Raw genomic sequence first — 15,865 nt, forward strand, 5'->3', positions numbered from 1 at the left:
CGGCCGCAGGGGTCGGATCGGCGGGGATCGCCACCGTGGCCCAGCCGTCGGAGCCGGTCGCGGCCGGGATCGGCGCAGCCGGGGCGGGCGCGGCGGTCGCCTCGACGGCGGCGCGCTCGGCCTCCGGGGCGGCGGCGCGAGGCTCGACGCGGGCGATGTACTTCACCCGCAGGCCGAGGACCTGCTGGATCGCCTGACGCAGGTACTCGCTGACTCCGGGCTGCCCAGCGGTTCCCGGCATCTTGAACGACTCGACGTCGTTCTGGCTCGGGAACGAGAGGGTCAGCACGTCGTCCTTGAGGGCGCGCACCTGGGCGGTGTAGGCCACCAGCCAGGCGGTCATCTTCGCCTTCTGCACGACCTCGAGGATCTCGGGCCAGGTGTCCTTCATCCGCTGGAGGGTGACCGCGCCGTCGGCGGGTGCGTCGCCCGCGGCCGCAGCGGGTGCGGAGGCAGCGGGCGCCGAGGCTGGGGCCGCCTCAGGGGACGCAGCGGCCTGATCCGACGGCTCCTGCTCGTCCGGCTCCGGACGAGCTGCCGCGGCGGTCGTCGCGCGGGGGCGTCCTGACTCGGCCGACGCGGACTCGTCCGCCTCCGGCGCGGCCGCCGTCTCCTCGGGCGCCGTCACCGGCGGCGCGGCGACCGGTGCGGACGCGGTCACCGGCGCCTCGGTGCGCGGAGCGGCCGCGATGGTCTCGGGCACCGAGCCGGGAGCGGCGGCGTGCGAGGCGTGGTGGGGCTCGGGCGCACGGGACGGCTCGGGCGCACGGGACGGCTCGGACGCGCGCGACGCCTCGGACGACCGCGGGGCGGGCGCCGCGGTCTCGCGCGGAGGGGCCACGTGCCGCGGGCGCTCCTCCTGGGCCGCGACGGGCGCGATGCCGGCGCCGGTGCCGTGCACCAGGGTTCGGGCGATCATCAGCTCGAGGTGCAGGCGCGGCGAGGTCGCACCGGTCATCTCGGTGAGGGCCTCGTTGACCACGTCGGCGATGCGGGAGAGCTCGGCCAGGCCGAGCGCGCGCGACTGGCCGGCCATGCGGTCGAGCTCGTCCTGCGAGACGCCGCGGAGCACGGCCGAGGCCGCGCCCCCGGTCGCCGCGACGACGATCAGGTCGCGGAGCTTCTCGAGCAGGTCCTCGACGAAGCGGCGCGGGTCCTGCCCCGTCTGGATGACGCGGTCGACCGCTCCGAACGCCTCGGCGGAGTCGTGCTCGGCGAGCGCGTCGACCACCTCGTCGAGCAGGGCGCCGTGAGTGTAGCCGAGGAGGGCGACGGCCCGCTCGTACTCGACGGTCTCGGCCTCGGAGCCGGCCATCAGCTGGTCGAGCAGGGAGAGCGTGTCGCGGACGGACCCGCCGCCCGCGCGGACCACGAGCGGCAGCACGCCGGCCGCCACGTGCACGCCCTCGCGCTCGCAGAGCTCCTGCGTGTAGTCGAGCATCTGCGCCGGCGGGACGAGCCGGAACGGGTAGTGGTGCGTGCGCGAGCGGATCGTGCCGATGACCTTGTCCGGCTCCGTGGTCGCGAAGATGAACTTCACGTGCTCCGGCGGCTCCTCCACGATCTTGAGCAGCGCGTTGAAGCCCTGCGGCGTGACCATGTGCGCCTCGTCGAGGATGAAGATCTTGAAGCGGTCGCGCGCCGGGGCGAAGATGGCGCGCTCGCGCAGATCGCGCGCGTCGTCGACTCCGTTGTGGCTCGCCGCGTCGATCTCGACCACGTCGAGCGAGCCCTGGCCCTCGCGGCTGAGCTCGACGCAGCTGTCGCAGACGCCGCAGGGGGTGTCGGTCGGGCCCGTCGCGCAGTTGAGGCAGCGGGCGAGGATGCGCGCCGAGGTGGTCTTGCCGCAGCCGCGGGGGCCGCTGAAGAGGTAGGCGTGGTTGACGCGGTTGGTGCGGAGCGCCGTCATGAGCGGATCCGTCACCTGGGACTGGCCGATCATCTCGGCGAACGTCTCGGGCCGGTACCGGCGATACAGGGCTGCTACCACCCGACAAGAGTAGCCGCGACCTCCGACACCGGAGCCGGGACGGCGGAGACCGGAGCGCGCGTAGCCTCGGTCCCGTGCTCCCGCCGCCTCCGCTCCCCCGCTTCGACGCGGTCGTGCTCGCCGGCGGACGCGCTTCCCGCCTCGGCGGCGCGGTCAAGCCGCTCCTCCGGCACCGCGAGTCGACGCTCCTCGGCACCGCCCTCGCAGCCGTGCGCGGAGCCGAGCGGAGGGTCGTGGCCGGACCGTCGTCGCTCGCACAGGCCGTCGACGGCGCCGAGCTCGTCCAGGAGGATCCGCCGTTCGGCGGCCCGGTCGCGGGCCTGGCCGCCGCGCTGCCCCTGCTCGACCGCCCGGGCGCTCCGGACTGGGTCGTCGTTCTCGCCGCCGATCTCGTCGCCCCCGCTCCCGCCGTGCACACGCTGCTCGAGGTCGCATCGAGCGCCGTCGAGGCCTCCCTCCTGGCCGTCGACGCGAGCGGCCGAGCCCAGCAGCTCCTCGGCGTGCACCGGCGAGCGGCCCTCGTCGAAGCGCTCACCGCGCTCGGCGATCCCGACGGCGCCTCGGTGCGCGCCCTCCTCCGGGACCTTCCCCCGCGGCTCGTGACGGTGCCCGGAGGGACGACCGACGACGTCGACGCGCCCGCCGACGCGCTCCGGCACGGGATCGACCTGTCGGGCCCGCGCGGCGCAGACTGAGCGGATGGACGACACGACCGGCCCCCGCCCCTCCGCCTCCGACGGCGCCCGCCCCACCGAGGAGGTGCTCGCCGGCTGGTGGGCCGAGCTGTGCTCCGCGCTCGGCCTCGGCGGGGTCCCGGTGGACCCGGACGCCCTGCTCGCCCTCGCCGGTCGCGCGGCGCACGGAGTGGTCCGGCCGGCGGCTCCGCTGACCACGTTCCTCGCGGGCTACGCGGCGGGCCTGGCCGGGGGCGGCCGGGACGCGCTCGACGCGGCGCTCACGGCCTCGCACCGGGCGGTGGACGAGCGTACGCACGCCTCCTGAGACGCTACTCCACCGGCCTCGATCCGGCACCAGGCCGACGCCGTACGGTTCCCCCGAGTCCCGGTGCCGCGGCTCGGACCGAGAGCGGCGCAGGACTCCCGCGGCCGACTGCGCCGCGGTCGTCCATCTGAAGGAGCCCCGCATGTCAGGCAACAGAGCCGTCGCCTACAAGTCCCCCGGAGTCGTCGAGGTCATCGACATCGACTACCCCACCTTCGAGCTGAAGGACGGACCCGGCGTCAATCCGGCGAACATCGGACGGAAGCTGCCGCACGGCGCCATCCTCCGCACCGTCTCCACCAACATCTGCGGCTCGGACCAGCACATGGTCCGCGGCCGCACCACCGCTCCGTCGGACCTCGTGCTCGGCCACGAGATCACCGGCGAGGTCGTGGAGGTCGGCCCCGACGTCGAGTTCGTCAAGGTCGGCGACATCGTGTCCGTGCCGTTCAACATCGCCTGCGGCCGCTGCCGCAACTGCAAGGAGCGCAAGACCGGCATCTGCCTCAACGTGAATCCGGACCGCCCGGGCAGCGCGTACGGCTACGTCGACATGGGCGGCTGGGTCGGCGGGCAGGCCGAGTACGTGATGGTCCCCTACGCCGACTGGAACCTCCTGGTGTTCCCGGACCGCGATCAGGCGCTCGAGAAGATCCTCGATCTGACGATGCTCTCGGACATCTTCCCGACGGGCTTCCACGGCGCGGTGACCGCCGGAGTCGGCGTCGGGTCCACGGTCTACGTCGCAGGAGCGGGACCGGTCGGACTCGCCGCGGCGGTCGGAGCGCAGCTGCTCGGAGCGGCCGTCGTGATCGTCGCGGACCTCAACGAGGAGCGTCTGGCGCAGGCGCGCTCCTTCGGCTGCGAGACGGTCGACGTCTCGAAGGGCGATCCGGCCGGCCAGATCGAGCAGATCCTCGGCGTGCCCGAGGTCGACTGCGGAGTGGACGCCGTCGGCTTCGAGGCGCACGGCAACGGCGCCGACTCGGGGAAGGAGGCGCCGGCGACGGTGCTGAACTCGCTGATGTCGATCACCGCGGCGGGCGGCGCCCTCGGCATCCCGGGCCTCTACGTCACGGGCGACCCGGGCGGAGTCGACGAGGCGGCCCAGGAGGGCTCGCTGTCGATCCGCCTCGGGCTCGGCTGGGCGAAGTCGCTGTCCTTCACCACGGGCCAGTGCCCGGTCATGAAGTACAACCGGCAGCTGATGATGGCGATCCTGCACGACCGGGTCCACATCGCCGACGCGGTCCAGGCCACCGCGATCAGCCTGGACGACGCTCCCCGCGGCTACGCCGACTTCGACAAGGGCGCCGCGAAGAAGTTCGTGCTGAACCCGAACGGCTACCTGGGATGACCGACGGGGCGGGTCCTGCCCAGGGCCCGCCCCGAGCCCCGGGAGAATGGACGGGATGAGCGCACACGGGCACGAGGCGAGCGACTGGGACGAGGCCAGGCGGATCGTCGGCGAAGCGGTGGCGCGCTCCGGCGTCTCGACAGTCCCCCTCCTCGACGCCCGCGGAGCCGTCCTCGACCGCGCCGTCACCGCCGCCCGGCCGCTCCCCCACTACGACTCCTCGGCCATGGACGGCTGGGCCGTGCGCGGACCCGGGCCCTGGCCGCTCGAGGACGGCACCGCCGCGCCGATCGTCACCGGAGCCGCCGTGCCCGACTGGAGCGACGCGGTGCTGCCGTCCGAGCAGGGCGCGGTCCGCGACGACCTGCTCACGGCGCGGGCGCCCCTCCCGCCCGGCCGCCACGTCCGGCGCGCGGGCGACGAGGCCGCCCGCGGAGCCGTGCTGGTCGATGCCCGGACCCGCCTCACTCCCGCGCACCTCGCCCTGCTCGCGGTCGCCGGGATCGACGCGCTCGACGTCCGCCCGCCCGCCGCGGTCGACCTGCTCCTCACGGGGGACGAGGTCGACACCGAGGGGATGCCGCCCGCCGGACGGGTGCGCGACGCGTTCACGCCGCTGCTGCCCGCGCTGGTCGAGCTCTCGGGCGGAGCCGTGGGAGAGGTCGTGCGCCGCGGCGACGACGAGGAGGCGATCGCACGGACGCTGCTGGCGGGCACGGCGCCGATCCTCCTCACGACGGGCGGGACCGGGCGCTCCCGGGTGGACGCGGTCCGTCGCGCCCTCGATGCGGTGGACGCGCGCGTCCTCGTCGACGGCGTCGGCATGCGCCCCGGCCACCCGACCATGGCTGCGCTGCTGCCGGGAGGGACGCTGGTGATCGCGCTGCCGGGCAACCCGCTCGCCGCCCTGCTCGCGGCGGTCTCCTTCCTGCCGCCGGCCCTCGACGCGGCGTCCGGCGCCGCTGCCCGGCCCCTCGGCCGGGGCGTCCTCGCCGAGCCGCTCGGGCGCGCGGGGAGCACGGTGCTCGTGCCCGTCTCCTCCGGCGAGGACGGCTGGCGGGCCTCCGCCGGCATCCGCTCGCACATGCTCACCGGTCTCGCCGCCTCGGAGGCCGTGGCCGTCGTGCCCGCACCGGGAGCGGCAGCGGGCGACTCCGTGCGCCTGCTGCCGCTGCCCTGGTGAGGCCTACGCCGCCGGTTCGAGGCGGATCACGACCGACTTCGAGGTCGGCGTGTTGCTGATCTTCGCGGTCGAGTCCAGCGGCACGAGGACGTTCGTCTCGGGGTAGTAGGCGGCCGCGCAGCCGCGGGGCGTGTCGTACGCCACGACGCGGAACGCCTCCGCCCGCCGCTCGACGCCGTCGGGCCACTCCGAGACCAGGTCGACCATCGCGCCGTCCGCGAAGCCCAGCTCGGCGACGTCGTCGGCGTGGACGAACACCACCCGGCGGCCGTCGTGGATCCCTCGGTAGCGGTCGTCCCTGCCGTAGATCGTGGTGTTGAACTGGTCGTGCGAGCGCAGCGTCTGCAGCAGCAGCCTGCCCTCCGGAACCCGCGGGTACTCGAGCGGATTCGCGGTGAAGCGGGCCAGGCCGGAGGGGGTGTCGAAGCGGCGCGAGTCGCGCGGCGGGTGCGGGAGGACGAAGCCGCCGGGCACGTCGATCCGGGCCTCGAAGCCGTCGAAACCGGGGACGACGTTGGCGATGTGCGAGCGGATGCGGCGGTAGTCGTCGCGCAGTCCCGCCCAGTCGACCCGGGGGACGTTCTCGCGGCCCTCGAGCAGCCGCTCCGCGATCCCCGTGAGGATCGCCACCTCCGAGCGCAGGCCCGGGCTCGGCGGGCGCAGGCGGCCCCGGGAGGCGTGCACGGCGCTCATCGAGTCCTCGACCGTGACCCGCTGCTCGCCCGAGCGCTGCACGTCGGAGTCGGTGCGGCCGAGGGTGGGCAGGATCAGCGCGCGCCGGCCGGTGACCACGTGCGAGCGGTTGAGCTTGGTCGAGACGTGGACGGTGAGGGCGAGCGAGCGCATCGCCGCCTCCGTCACTCCGCTGTCGGGCGTCGCCCGGGCGAAGTTGCCGCCGAGCCCCATGAACACGCGGGCCTTCCCGTCGCGCATCGCCCGGATCGCGGCGACCGTGTCCGTCCCGTGCACGCGCGGGGAGGAGAAGGAGAACTCGCGGTCGAGCGCGTCGTGGAAGGAGTCCGGCATCCGCTCGAAGATGCCCATCGTGCGGTCGCCCTGCACGTTCGAGTGGCCGCGCACCGGGCAGACGCCCGCGCCGGGCTTGCCGATGTTGCCGGTGAGCAGGAGCACGTTGACGACGTCCTTGAGCGTCGCGACCGAGTGCGCGTGCTGCGTGAGGCCCATCGCCCAGCAGACGACGGTGCCCTCGGACGCCGCGATCAGCTCGGCGACGGTGCGGATGCGCGTCTCGTCGATCCCGCTCGCCCGCTCGATCTCGTCCCACTGGACCTCCCGCAGCCCGTGGAGGTACGCGGCGAGGCCGCCGGTGCTCTCGCGGATGAAGGCGTGGTCGAAGACGTCGCCGCGCGCCTCCTCAGACTCGAGCAGCGCCTTGCCCAGACCCTGGAACAGGGCCTGGTCGCCGCCCAGCCGGACCTGGAGGAAGTGGTCGGCGAGGGCCGTGCCGTCGCCCAGGGTGCCGCGGACGGTCTGCGGGTTCTGGAAGCGGAGCAGCCCCGCCTCCGGCAGCGGATTCACGGCCACGATGGTGCCGCCGGCGCGCTTGGCGCGCTCCAGCGCGGTCAGCATCCGCGGGTGGTTCGTTCCGGGGTTCTGGCCGGCGACGATGATCAGCGGAGCCCGCTCCACGTCGCGCAGGCTCACCGAGCCCTTGCCGATCCCGATCGTCTCGGTGAGGGCGGATCCGCTGGACTCGTGGCACATGTTCGAGCAGTCGGGCAGGTTGTTCGTGCCGAAGCCGCGGACCATCAGCTGGTAGACGAAGGCCGACTCGTTCGAGGTCCGGCCGGACGTGTAGAAGATCGCCTCGTCGGGGCTCGCGCAGGCGCGCAGCTCCTCGGCCACGAGGTCGAGCGCCTCGTCCCAGCCCACGGGCCGGTAGTGCGTCGCGCCCTCCTCGAGCAGCATCGGCTCCGTGAGCCGGCCCTGCTGGCCGAGCGCGAAGTCGTCCCACTCCTCCAGCTCCGCGACGGGGTGCGCGGCGAAGAACGCCGATGTGACGGTGCGGAGCGTGGCCTCCTCGGCGACCGCCTTCGCTCCGTTCTCGCAGAACTCGGCGACGTGGCGCTTGTCGCCCTCCGGCCAGGCGCAGCCCGGGCAGTCGAATCCGGTCTTCTGGTTCACCCGCAGGAGCGTCTCGGCGCTGCGCACCGGGCCCATCTGCTTGAGCGAGATCTCGAGGGCGTGGGCGACGCCGGGGATCCCGACGGCGCGTCTCTTCGGCGACCGGACGGAGAGGCGGCTCTCGTCGATCGGACTCTCGCGGGGCTCGGCGTCATCGACCATTCCTGCATCGTACGTCCGTACCCCGGCATCGCTCCCGGTTCCCGGTGGGAGGATGACCTCCACCGCCTGAGGAGACCCATGAGCCGCAGTGTCGCCCGCACCCGCCTGACCGCCGTCCGCGCCGGCGATCCGCCCCGACGCCACGAGGACGTCCTGGCCGTCGAGGAGCCGCTCGAGATCCGCGTCGGCGGACGGCGCTTCAGCGTGACCATGCGCACACCCGGCGACGACTTCGACCTGGTCGCGGGATTCCTGGTGTCCGAGGGGGTGCTCACCGAGTCGGAGCAGCTGGCGGCGATGCGCTACTGCGCGAGCGGCTCCGGTCCGGGCGAGAACACGTACAACGTGGTCGACGCGAGCGTCCGCGGCGGGCGGGAGGCCGTGCTGCTCGAGCGCGAGCGGTCGGTCTACACGACGAGCTCGTGCGGAGTGTGCGGGCTCGCGTCGCTCGAGGCGGTCGCCACCGACTCGGCGTGGAGCGTCGCGGAGGACGACCTGCGGGTCGAGCGGGAGCTGCTGGTCTCGCTCCCCGATCGGCTCCGCGAGGCGCAGGCGGTGTTCGAGCGGACGGGCGGCGTCCACGCGGCCGGGCTGTTCGACGCGGACGGCTCGCTGCTGGTGCTCCGGGAGGATGTCGGGCGGCACAACGCCGTGGACAAGGTGGTCGGCTGGGGGCTCCGGGAGGGGCGGCTGCCGTTGCGGGGGACGCTGCTGCAGGTGTCGGGGCGCGCCTCGTTCGAGCTGGTGCAGAAGGCCGTGATGGCCGGCATCCCCCTGCTCGCCGCGGTCGGTGCCCCGTCGTCGCTGGCGGTGGACCTGGCTCGCGACTCCGGCCTCACCCTGATCGGCTTCAGCCGCGGCTCCGGCTTCAACCTCTACGCGGGCGACGCGCGCCTGCTGCCCTGAGCCGGGGCTCCTCAGCCGGCTCCTGCCGATCGAGCAGCCCGCGCAGCAGCCGCATCGAGATCTCCTCCCTCGCGCTCGGACTCGATACGCCGCGTCCCGCGGCTACTCGACCAGCAGGAGGGCCCGAGTATTCGGCAGAGGGCCGCGACCCGGAATCGCGTGCGAGCGATTCAGGGCAGCCCGACGTAGCCGGCTCTGCGCGATGCAGGCCCACGAGAAGCCGACCGCGGTCGCGCAGCGGGCCACCGCCGCACGACGAGCGGGCACCGCCGCGTGCGAGCGATTCAGGGCAGCCCGACAGGACCCGCTCCACGGGAGCCACCACCCCTGGAAGCCGGCCTCGAGTCGTGTCGCGGCTCCGCCGCTACACGACCGATAAGGACTGCCGGGCGATCTCCAGCTCCTCGTTCGTGGGGATGACGAGGACGGCGACGCGGGAGTCGTCGGTGGAGATGCGGCGGGCGCCGCGGTCGGAGGACGTGTTGCGCTCGGGGTCGAGCTCGATGCCCAGGCCCTCGAGGCCGCGGAGGGCGCCGGCGCGGACGGCGGCGACGTTCTCGCCGACTCCGGCCGTGAACACCACGGCGTCGACGCGGCCCAGCTGGGCGTAGAAGGCGCCGATGTAGTGGCGGAGGCGGTGGTAGTAGACCTCGAGTCCGGCGCGGGCCCGCTCGTCGCCGGCCTCGGCCGCCTCCTGGACGTCGCGCATGTCGCCGCGACCCGTGAGGCCGAGGAGGCCGCTTCGGCGGTTGAGGAGGGTGTCGAGCTCGTCGATCGAGAGGCCCGCCTTGCGGGCCAGGTGGAAGACGACGGCCGGGTCGAGGTCGCCGGAGCGGGTACCCATCACCAGGCCCTCGAGCGGGGTCATGCCCATCGAGGTCTCGACGGAGACGCCGCCGTCGACGGCGCAGGCGGACGCTCCGTTGCCCAGGTGCAGGACGATCGTCTTCAGGTCGGAGCGGCGGCGGCCGAGGTAGGCGGCGGCGGCCTCCGAGACGAACTTGTGCGAGGTGCCGTGGAAGCCGTAGCGGCGGACGCGGTGCTTCTCGGCGAGTTCGGCGGGCAGCGCGTAGGTCGACGCCTCGGCCGGGATCGTGTGGTGGAAGGCGGTGTCGAAGACGGCGACGTGCGGGACGTCCGGGAAGGCGTTCTGCGCCGCCTCGATGCCCTCGAGGTTCGCGGGGTTGTGCAGCGGGGCGAGGTCGGCGAGGTCCTCGATGTTGATCTTGACCAGGTCGGTGACGACGGTGGGCTCGAAGAAGCGCTTGCCGCCGTGCACGACGCGGTGGCCCACGGCGACGGGAGGGAACTCGTCGAGGCTCGGGCCGTGCTCGCCGAACGCGCGGATCATCGCGTCGAAGCCGGCGGTGTGGTCGGGGATCGGCCCCTCGATCTCGAACGACTCCCCGTCGCGGGTGTGCTTCGTGCGGCCGATGTCCTCGCCGATCCGCTCGACGAGGCCGCTGGCGAGCGTCTCCTCGGTGGTCATCTCGATGAGCTGGTACTTGAACGACGACGATCCGCTGTTGACGACGAGGACGACGGACATGAGGGGACTCCTGGGGTGATCGGGGTCGGGAGGGGCGGCGGCGGGGTCGCCGCTAGCGCACTACGGGGATGGCGGCGGTGGGCGGGACGATGGCCTGGGTGGCGGCCTGGATGGCCGTGATCGCGACGGTGTTGACGATGTCCTGCACGAGCGCGCCGCGCGAGAGGTCGTTGACCGGCTTGCGCAGACCCTGGAGGACCGGTCCGATGGCGACGGCGCCGGCCGAGCGCTGCACGGCCTTGTAGGTGTTGTTGCCCGTGTTGAGGTCGGGGAAGATGAACACCGTCGCGCGCCCGGCGACCTGGGAGCCGGGCATCTTCGAGGCCGCGACCGCCGCGTCGGCCGCCGCGTCGTACTGGATCGGGCCCTCGACGAGCAGGTCGGGCCGGCGCTCGCGCACCAGAGCCGTCGCCGCGCGGACCTTCTCGACGTCGGCGCCGGCTCCGCTCTCGCCGGTGGAGTAGGAGAGCATCGCGATGCGGGGGTCGATCCCGAACTGCTGGGCGGTCTCGGCGGACGAGATCGCGATGTCGGCGAGCTGCGCCTCGGTGGGGTCGGGGTTCACCGCGCAGTCGCCGTAGACCAGCACGCGGTCGGCGAGCGCCATCAGGAACACGCTCGAGACGACGGAGACGCCCGGGCTCGTCTTGATGATCTCGAAGCCGGGGCGGATGGTGTGCGCGGTCGTGTGCGCGGCTCCCGAGACCATCCCGTCGGCCAGGCCGAGCTGCACCATCATCGTGCCGAAGTAGGAGACGTCCGTGACGGTGTCGTAGGCGTGGTCGTAGGTGATGCCCTTGTGCGCGCGGATGCGGGCGTACTCCTCGGCGAAGCGCGCGCGGTGCTCGGGGTCGAGGGTGCTCAGCACGCGCGCGCCGTCGAGGTCGAGGCCGAGGCCCGCCGCACGGGCGCGGATCTCGGCCTCCTCGCCGAGGATCGTGAGCCGGGCGATGCCGCGCTTGAGCACGGTCGCGGCGGCACGGAGGATCCGGTCGTCGCCGCCCTCGGGCAGGACGATGTGGCGGTCGGCGATGCGCGCGCGCTCGATCAGCCCGTACTCGAACATCAGCGGCGTGACGACCTCGGACCGGCCGACGTCGAGGAGGGTGAGCAGCTCGACCGCGTCGACCGCCTCCTGGAAGAGGGCGAGGGAGGTGTCGCGCTTGCGCGGGGAGTCGGCCGCCAGGCGGCCGCGGGCCGCGGTGACGCGGACGGCGGTGTCGTAGGTGCCGAGCTCGGTCATCACGATCGGCACGCGGCTGTCGACGCCCTCGATCAGCCGGACGATCGGCTCCGGCAGCTCGAAGCCGCCGTTGAGGATGATGCCGGTGACCGTGGGGAACGTGCCGGAGGCGTACGCCATGATCACGGCGAGGACGACCTCGGGCCGGTCGCCGGGGACGATCACGACGCCGCCCTCGGTGAGCCGCGGCAGGACGTTCACCATCGACATGCCGGCGATCACCACGCCGAGCGCCTCGCGGCCGAGCAGCTCCGGATCGCCCGCGACGACGACGCCGTCGACCGCCTCGACCAGGCGGGACAGGCTCGGAGCGACGAGGAACGGATCCTCGCGGATCGCCCAGACCGGGACGGTGGCGGGGATGCTCTCGCGGATCGCGGCGACGGCGTCGGCGGCGGTGTCGGGATCGGCGCGGTTCGCGATCACTCCGATGAGGCTCGCGTGGGCCGTGCGCAGCTCGACCGAGGCGAGCTCCGTGATCTGGCGCATCTCCTCCGGCGTGCGCGCGGGAGCCTGGCCCAGCTGCTCGCTGCGGGACGAGTCCCGGCCGGTGAGGACGAGCAGGACCGGGGCACCGAGGTTGGCGGCGATGCGGGCGTTGTAGCCGAGCTCGGTGGGGCTGCCGACGTCCGTGTAGTCGGAGCCGAGGATGACGACGGCGTCGCACCGGGCCTCGACGCCCTTGTACCGCTCGACGATCCGCGAGAGCGCCGCCTCGCCGTCGGCGTGGACGTCCTCGTAGGTGACGCCGATGCAGTCCTCGTAGGCGAGGCCCGAGTCGGAGTGGCCGAGCAGCATCTCGAGCACGTAGTCCGGCTCGGAGGTGGAGCGGGCGATCGGGCGGAAGACGCCGACCCGCTGCACCTGGCTGCTGAGCGCATCGAGGACGCCGAGGGCGACCGTGGACTTGCCCGAATGACCTTCGGCGGACGAGATGTAGATGCTCTGAACCATCGGATCCAGCCTACCGAGGGGGTCCCTCCGCCTGGCTGAGTAGAGGCCAGGGATGGGAGGGCGTGCATGCGGCGCTGCTGTGGAGGAGCTTCCTCGAGCGGTGCAAGCCGGCAGTGCGGTGGCGCGGACGCCGGGCGGCGGAGCAGGCGGCCCCGTCAGACCGGCGGCCCTGCGGACGAGCGGCCCTTGAAAGAAACTGCCGGTAAACGGAAGAAGACCCCCCGCGCACCCGCCAGAGCCCGGTTACCCTTGCTGCGTTTCCGCCCTGGGGGAGTTGGCCTGGATGGCGCCACGCGGGGAGCCGGGTGACAGTCTAACCGACGACGGCGGCCGAGGAGAGCGGGTCGTGTCGGGGTCGTGGTCAGCGGGAGCCTCCGACACCGGCTAGTATCGATGAGTCGCGGCTCAGGTCGTGCCAGGAGGATTCGCCTAGTGGCCTATGGCGCACGCTTGGAAAGCGTGTTGGGTGAAAGCCCTCGGGGGTTCGAATCCCCCATCCTCCGCGAACGGTGTCCGTTGCTCTCGCCAGCACGGGCACCGTTTTGTTTAACCGGTGCGGCCGATCGTCGGAGCCCGGTCGACCGGTGAAGGCGTCGATCGGAGCGGCCCACTCACGCATCGCCGGGTTCGCCCTGCGGGGCACACCCAGCTGCAGCCGACGACGTCGCGCCGAGCAGGGGCCGCCGATCGTCCGGCGCGTGCCGGGCGCGGGATCAGCCGTAGAGGTGGTTCGTCCGCGCGCAGGAGTCGGAGCAGAACGCGCCACGACGGGCGACGAGCGGGGCCGAGCAGACGGGGCGGAAGAAGAGTTCGGCTATGGATCGCGACATGGTCCGACCGTAGGTGCCGGTCCCGGATCGTGCCCGTCGCCATCCGTATTACGACGACGCGGACGACAGGGCGGCGATACGGACCCTCCGGCGACGCCGACCGTCAGTCGGCGATGCGCTCGAGCCATTCGTCGAGCAGGAGCCGCTCCCCCGCGCTGAGGGGCTCGATCTGCGGCAGCGCCGTCCGCAGGGCGACGGCGTGCACGACGACCGCACGGGCGGCGGGATCGGTGGGGCCCGCCTCCGCCGTGGTGATCGCCGCGAGGACGGACTCGCGCGAGCGGGACGAGAGCTCGTCGTCGGGGTCGGCGAGGGCGGTCAACGTGAGGGTGCAGCCGAGCGCGGCCGACTGGAGCAGGCGGGAGGCCCGCTCGACGTCGACGGTGAGGCGGCCGGCTTCGGCGACGGCCCGGACCGCGTCGAGGAGGACGCCGCGGGACAGGCGCGCCGCCTCCGACTCCTCCCCCGGCCGCGCGGTGAACATCAGCGCGTAGAGGTGCGGTTCGGCGAGTCCGAAGGCGACGTGGTGATCCCAGGCGGTGCGGAGCGCGTCGACCGGGTCGGCCGGCGCCTCGCTCCGCTCGAAGTCGGCGAGGGCCGTGGCGAATCCGGCTGCCGCGGCCGAGTCGAGCAGCCCGCGCAGGTCGCCGAACGTCCGGTAGATCGTGGGTGCCTGCACCCCCGCCGCCGCGCTGATCGCCCGCGTCGACACCGCGTCCCGCCCGCCGTCCGCCAGCAGCTCGACCGTCGCTCGGAGGATCCGCTCCCGCGTCGTCCCGCTCTCACTCATGCTACCGACGCTAACACGCTCCCGTTAGCGCCTCGTCTCCCCGAGCGGCCCGGGTCGCGTCAGCGCCGTCGGGCGGTCCCGAAGATCCCGCGGACCACCTCGCGCAGCAGCGTCCTGCCGGCGCTCGAGCCCAGCACCTCCTCGACGACCGTCTTGTCGCGGCGGGCGGTGCGGGTCCCGCGGGAGGTCGGTGCCGTGCGCCGTCGGGAGCGCTCGGCGGCCTGGTCGGCGGCGCGCTCGGCAGCGGCCCGCTCCTTCGCGCGGCGGGCGGCGTCCACGGTCTCCTCCTTGGCGCGACGCGCGTCCTCCTTGGCGCGGCGGGCGTCGTCGGCGGCCTGCTGCTCGGCGGCGGCGCGGGCCTCCTCGGCGTCGGCGGCGGCGTCGAGCCGACGGGTGAGGATCTCGCGGGCGGAGTCGCGGTCGAGGGGCGTGCCGTAGCGCGCGAGGAGCGGGGACCTCTGGACGCTCGCCTCGCGGTCGGCCTCGGGGGTGGGCTTCATCGAGCCGAGCGGGGCGCGGAGACGCGTCCAGGCGACCGGGGTCGGGGCGCCGCGCTCGTTCATGACCGTCACGATCGCCTCGCCGATGGGGAGCGCCTGGAGGACTTCGCCGAGGTCGTAGTCGCTCTCGGGGTAGGTCGAGACGGTGGCGCGGAGGGCCTTGGCGTCGTCCGGCGTGTGCGCGCGGAGCTGGTGCTGCACGCGGGAGCCGAGCTGGGCGAGGACGTCGCCCGGCACGTCCTTCGGGGTCTGCGTGACGAAGACGATGCCGACGCCCTTGGAGCGGATGAGGCGCACGGTCTGGGTGATCGCGGCGAGGAAGTCCTTCGACGCGTCGCGGAAGAGCAGGTGCGCCTCGTCGAAGAAGAACACCAGCTTCGGCTTGTCGAGGTCGCCGACCTCCGGCAGGTCGTTGAAGAGGTCGGCGAGCAGCCACATCAGGAAGGTGGAGAACAGAGCCGGTCGGTCGGCGACTCCGGGGACCTCGAGGAGGCTGACGACGCCGCGCCCGTCGGCGGCGAGGCGGAGGAACTCGGCCGTGTCGATCTCGGGCTCGCCGAAGAACACGTCGGCGCCCTGGTCGGCGAACGCGATCAGCTCGCGGAGGATCACGCCGGCGGTCGCCTTGGACAGCCCGCCGAGCTCGGCGAGCTCCGCCTTGCCCTCGTCGCCGACGAGGTAGGTGAGCACGGCGCGGAGGTCGGACAGGTCGACGAGCGGGAGACCGGCGCTCTCGGCGTAGTGGAAGACGAGACCGAGGCTCGACTCCTGCGTGTGGTTGAGGCCGAGCACCTTCGCGAGCAGCAGCGCGCCGAATCCCGTCACGGTGGCGCGGACGGGGACGCCGGTGCCGATGCCGCCGAGCGCGAAGTACTCGGCGGGGGCCGCCTCCGCCCGCCAGTCCTGGCCGATGCCGCGGGTGCGGGCGAGCAGCGCGTCGGTCGCGGTGCCCGGAGTGGCGAGGCCGGAGAGGTCGCCCTTGATGTCCGCGGCGAAGACGGGGACGCCGTGGGCCGAGAGCTGCTCGGCGAGGACCTGCAGCGTCTTCGTCTTGCCGGTGCCGGTCGCGCCGACGACGAGGCCGTGCCGGTTGAGCATGCCGAGCGGGATGCGGACGGGCACGTCGATCCGCGCGTCGCCGTTGACGAGGGCGCCGAGCTCGAGGGCCGGGCCGGTGAACGCGTACCCGGCGCGCACGGCGTCGACGGCGCTCTCGGGGAGCGGACCGGGGGCCGGGGCGGGCGCCGTCGACGC

The 15,865-nt window shown here is 73.6% G+C and carries 11 protein-coding genes, 1 tRNA gene and 1 other RNA gene; 6 read left to right on the top strand and 7 right to left on the bottom strand.

Annotation, left to right across the window (positions count from 1 at the left end):
* Positions 1-1,990 (bottom strand): DNA polymerase III subunit gamma and tau (locus C5C53_RS16135; RefSeq protein ID WP_104268018.1); only part of this gene is annotated, 1,990 nt, incomplete at its 3' end.
* A gap of 74 nt (positions 1,991-2,064) precedes the next feature.
* Between C5C53_RS16135 and C5C53_RS16140 the strand changes: the two genes are divergently transcribed.
* The 4 genes from C5C53_RS16140 (at position 2,065) to C5C53_RS16155 (ending at position 5,532) form a co-directional block, all read left to right on the top strand.
* Positions 2,065-2,685, top strand: coding sequence for a molybdenum cofactor guanylyltransferase (locus C5C53_RS16140; protein ID WP_258068247.1), 621 nt, complete (start codon positions 2,065-2,067; stop codon positions 2,683-2,685).
* Between the two features lie 4 nt (positions 2,686-2,689).
* Positions 2,690-2,992, top strand: a complete 303-nt coding sequence (locus tag C5C53_RS16145; RefSeq protein WP_104268014.1) for a DUF6457 domain-containing protein — start codon at positions 2,690-2,692, stop codon at positions 2,990-2,992.
* Positions 2,993-3,134: 142 nt separating this feature from the next.
* Entirely contained in the window at positions 3,135-4,349 is a 1,215-nt protein-coding gene (gene fdhA / locus C5C53_RS16150) for a formaldehyde dehydrogenase, glutathione-independent (protein WP_104225123.1), read from the top strand.
* A gap of 55 nt (positions 4,350-4,404) precedes the next feature.
* Positions 4,405-5,532: a molybdopterin molybdotransferase MoeA gene (locus tag C5C53_RS16155; protein WP_181127791.1), complete on the top strand. Its 1,128-nt coding sequence runs from the start codon at positions 4,405-4,407 to the stop codon at positions 5,530-5,532.
* Between the two features lie 3 nt (positions 5,533-5,535).
* Here C5C53_RS16155 and C5C53_RS16160 read toward each other — a convergent pair whose 3' ends face one another.
* Entirely contained in the window at positions 5,536-7,839 is a 2,304-nt protein-coding gene (locus C5C53_RS16160; protein WP_104268016.1) for an FdhF/YdeP family oxidoreductase, read from the bottom strand.
* Positions 7,840-7,917: 78 nt separating this feature from the next.
* Here C5C53_RS16160 and fdhD point away from each other — a divergent pair, with 78 nt between their 5' ends.
* Positions 7,918-8,745, top strand: coding sequence for a formate dehydrogenase accessory sulfurtransferase FdhD (fdhD, locus tag C5C53_RS16165; protein ID WP_104268017.1), 828 nt, complete (start codon positions 7,918-7,920; stop codon positions 8,743-8,745).
* A 364-nt stretch (positions 8,746-9,109) separates the two neighbouring features.
* On the opposite strand, the gene C5C53_RS16170 is transcribed toward fdhD, so the two are convergent.
* The 3 genes from C5C53_RS16170 to ffs form a co-directional block, all read right to left on the bottom strand.
* A complete protein-coding gene (locus C5C53_RS16170; RefSeq protein ID WP_104225119.1) occupies positions 9,110-10,294 on the bottom strand; it encodes an acetate/propionate family kinase in 1,185 nt (394 codons plus the stop codon).
* Positions 10,295-10,346: 52 nt separating this feature from the next.
* Positions 10,347-12,491 (bottom strand): phosphate acetyltransferase, encoded by a 2,145-nt coding sequence (gene pta / locus C5C53_RS16175; RefSeq protein ID WP_104227473.1) that lies wholly within the window; start codon positions 12,489-12,491, stop codon positions 10,347-10,349.
* Between the two features lie 209 nt (positions 12,492-12,700).
* An RNA gene (ffs, locus tag C5C53_RS16180) (signal recognition particle sRNA small type) lies at positions 12,701-12,797 on the bottom strand.
* Between the two features lie 112 nt (positions 12,798-12,909).
* Between ffs and C5C53_RS16185 the strand changes: the two genes are divergently transcribed.
* A tRNA-Ser gene (locus tag C5C53_RS16185) sits at positions 12,910-12,994 on the top strand.
* A 430-nt stretch (positions 12,995-13,424) separates the two neighbouring features.
* On the opposite strand, the gene C5C53_RS16190 is transcribed toward C5C53_RS16185, so the two are convergent.
* Together C5C53_RS16190 and C5C53_RS16195 are read right to left on the bottom strand one after the other, a co-directional pair.
* Positions 13,425-14,111: a TetR/AcrR family transcriptional regulator gene (locus tag C5C53_RS16190; protein WP_104225182.1), complete on the bottom strand. Its 687-nt coding sequence runs from the start codon at positions 14,109-14,111 to the stop codon at positions 13,425-13,427.
* 59 nt (positions 14,112-14,170) lie between these two features.
* On the bottom strand, positions 14,171-15,865 hold a 1,695-nt coding region (locus C5C53_RS16195), incomplete at its 5' end, for a DUF853 domain-containing protein (RefSeq protein WP_258075448.1).

This window comes from Rathayibacter sp. AY1E3 (assembly GCF_002932235.1).
Classification (GTDB): Bacteria; Actinomycetota; Actinomycetes; order Actinomycetales; family Microbacteriaceae; genus Rathayibacter.

What these genes read in the sequence shown, in the direction of transcription:
- C5C53_RS16170 (WP_104225119.1), bottom strand. Translation starts at nt 10,294, where the DNA reads ATGTCCGTCGTCCTCGTCGTCAACAGCGGATCGTCGTCGTTCAAGTAC.
- C5C53_RS16155 (WP_181127791.1), top strand. Translation starts at nt 4,405, where the DNA reads ATGAGCGCACACGGGCACGAGGCGAGCGACTGGGACGAGGCCAGGCGG.
- fdhA (WP_104225123.1), top strand. Translation starts at nt 3,135, where the DNA reads ATGTCAGGCAACAGAGCCGTCGCCTACAAGTCCCCCGGAGTCGTCGAG.
- C5C53_RS16160 (WP_104268016.1), bottom strand. Translation starts at nt 7,839, where the DNA reads ATGGTCGATGACGCCGAGCCCCGCGAGAGTCCGATCGACGAGAGCCGC.
- C5C53_RS16190 (WP_104225182.1), bottom strand. Translation starts at nt 14,111, where the DNA reads ATGAGTGAGAGCGGGACGACGCGGGAGCGGATCCTCCGAGCGACGGTC.
- C5C53_RS16145 (WP_104268014.1), top strand. Translation starts at nt 2,690, where the DNA reads ATGGACGACACGACCGGCCCCCGCCCCTCCGCCTCCGACGGCGCCCGC.
- pta (WP_104227473.1), bottom strand. Translation starts at nt 12,491, where the DNA reads ATGGTTCAGAGCATCTACATCTCGTCCGCCGAAGGTCATTCGGGCAAG.
- fdhD (WP_104268017.1), top strand. Translation starts at nt 7,918, where the DNA reads ATGAGCCGCAGTGTCGCCCGCACCCGCCTGACCGCCGTCCGCGCCGGC.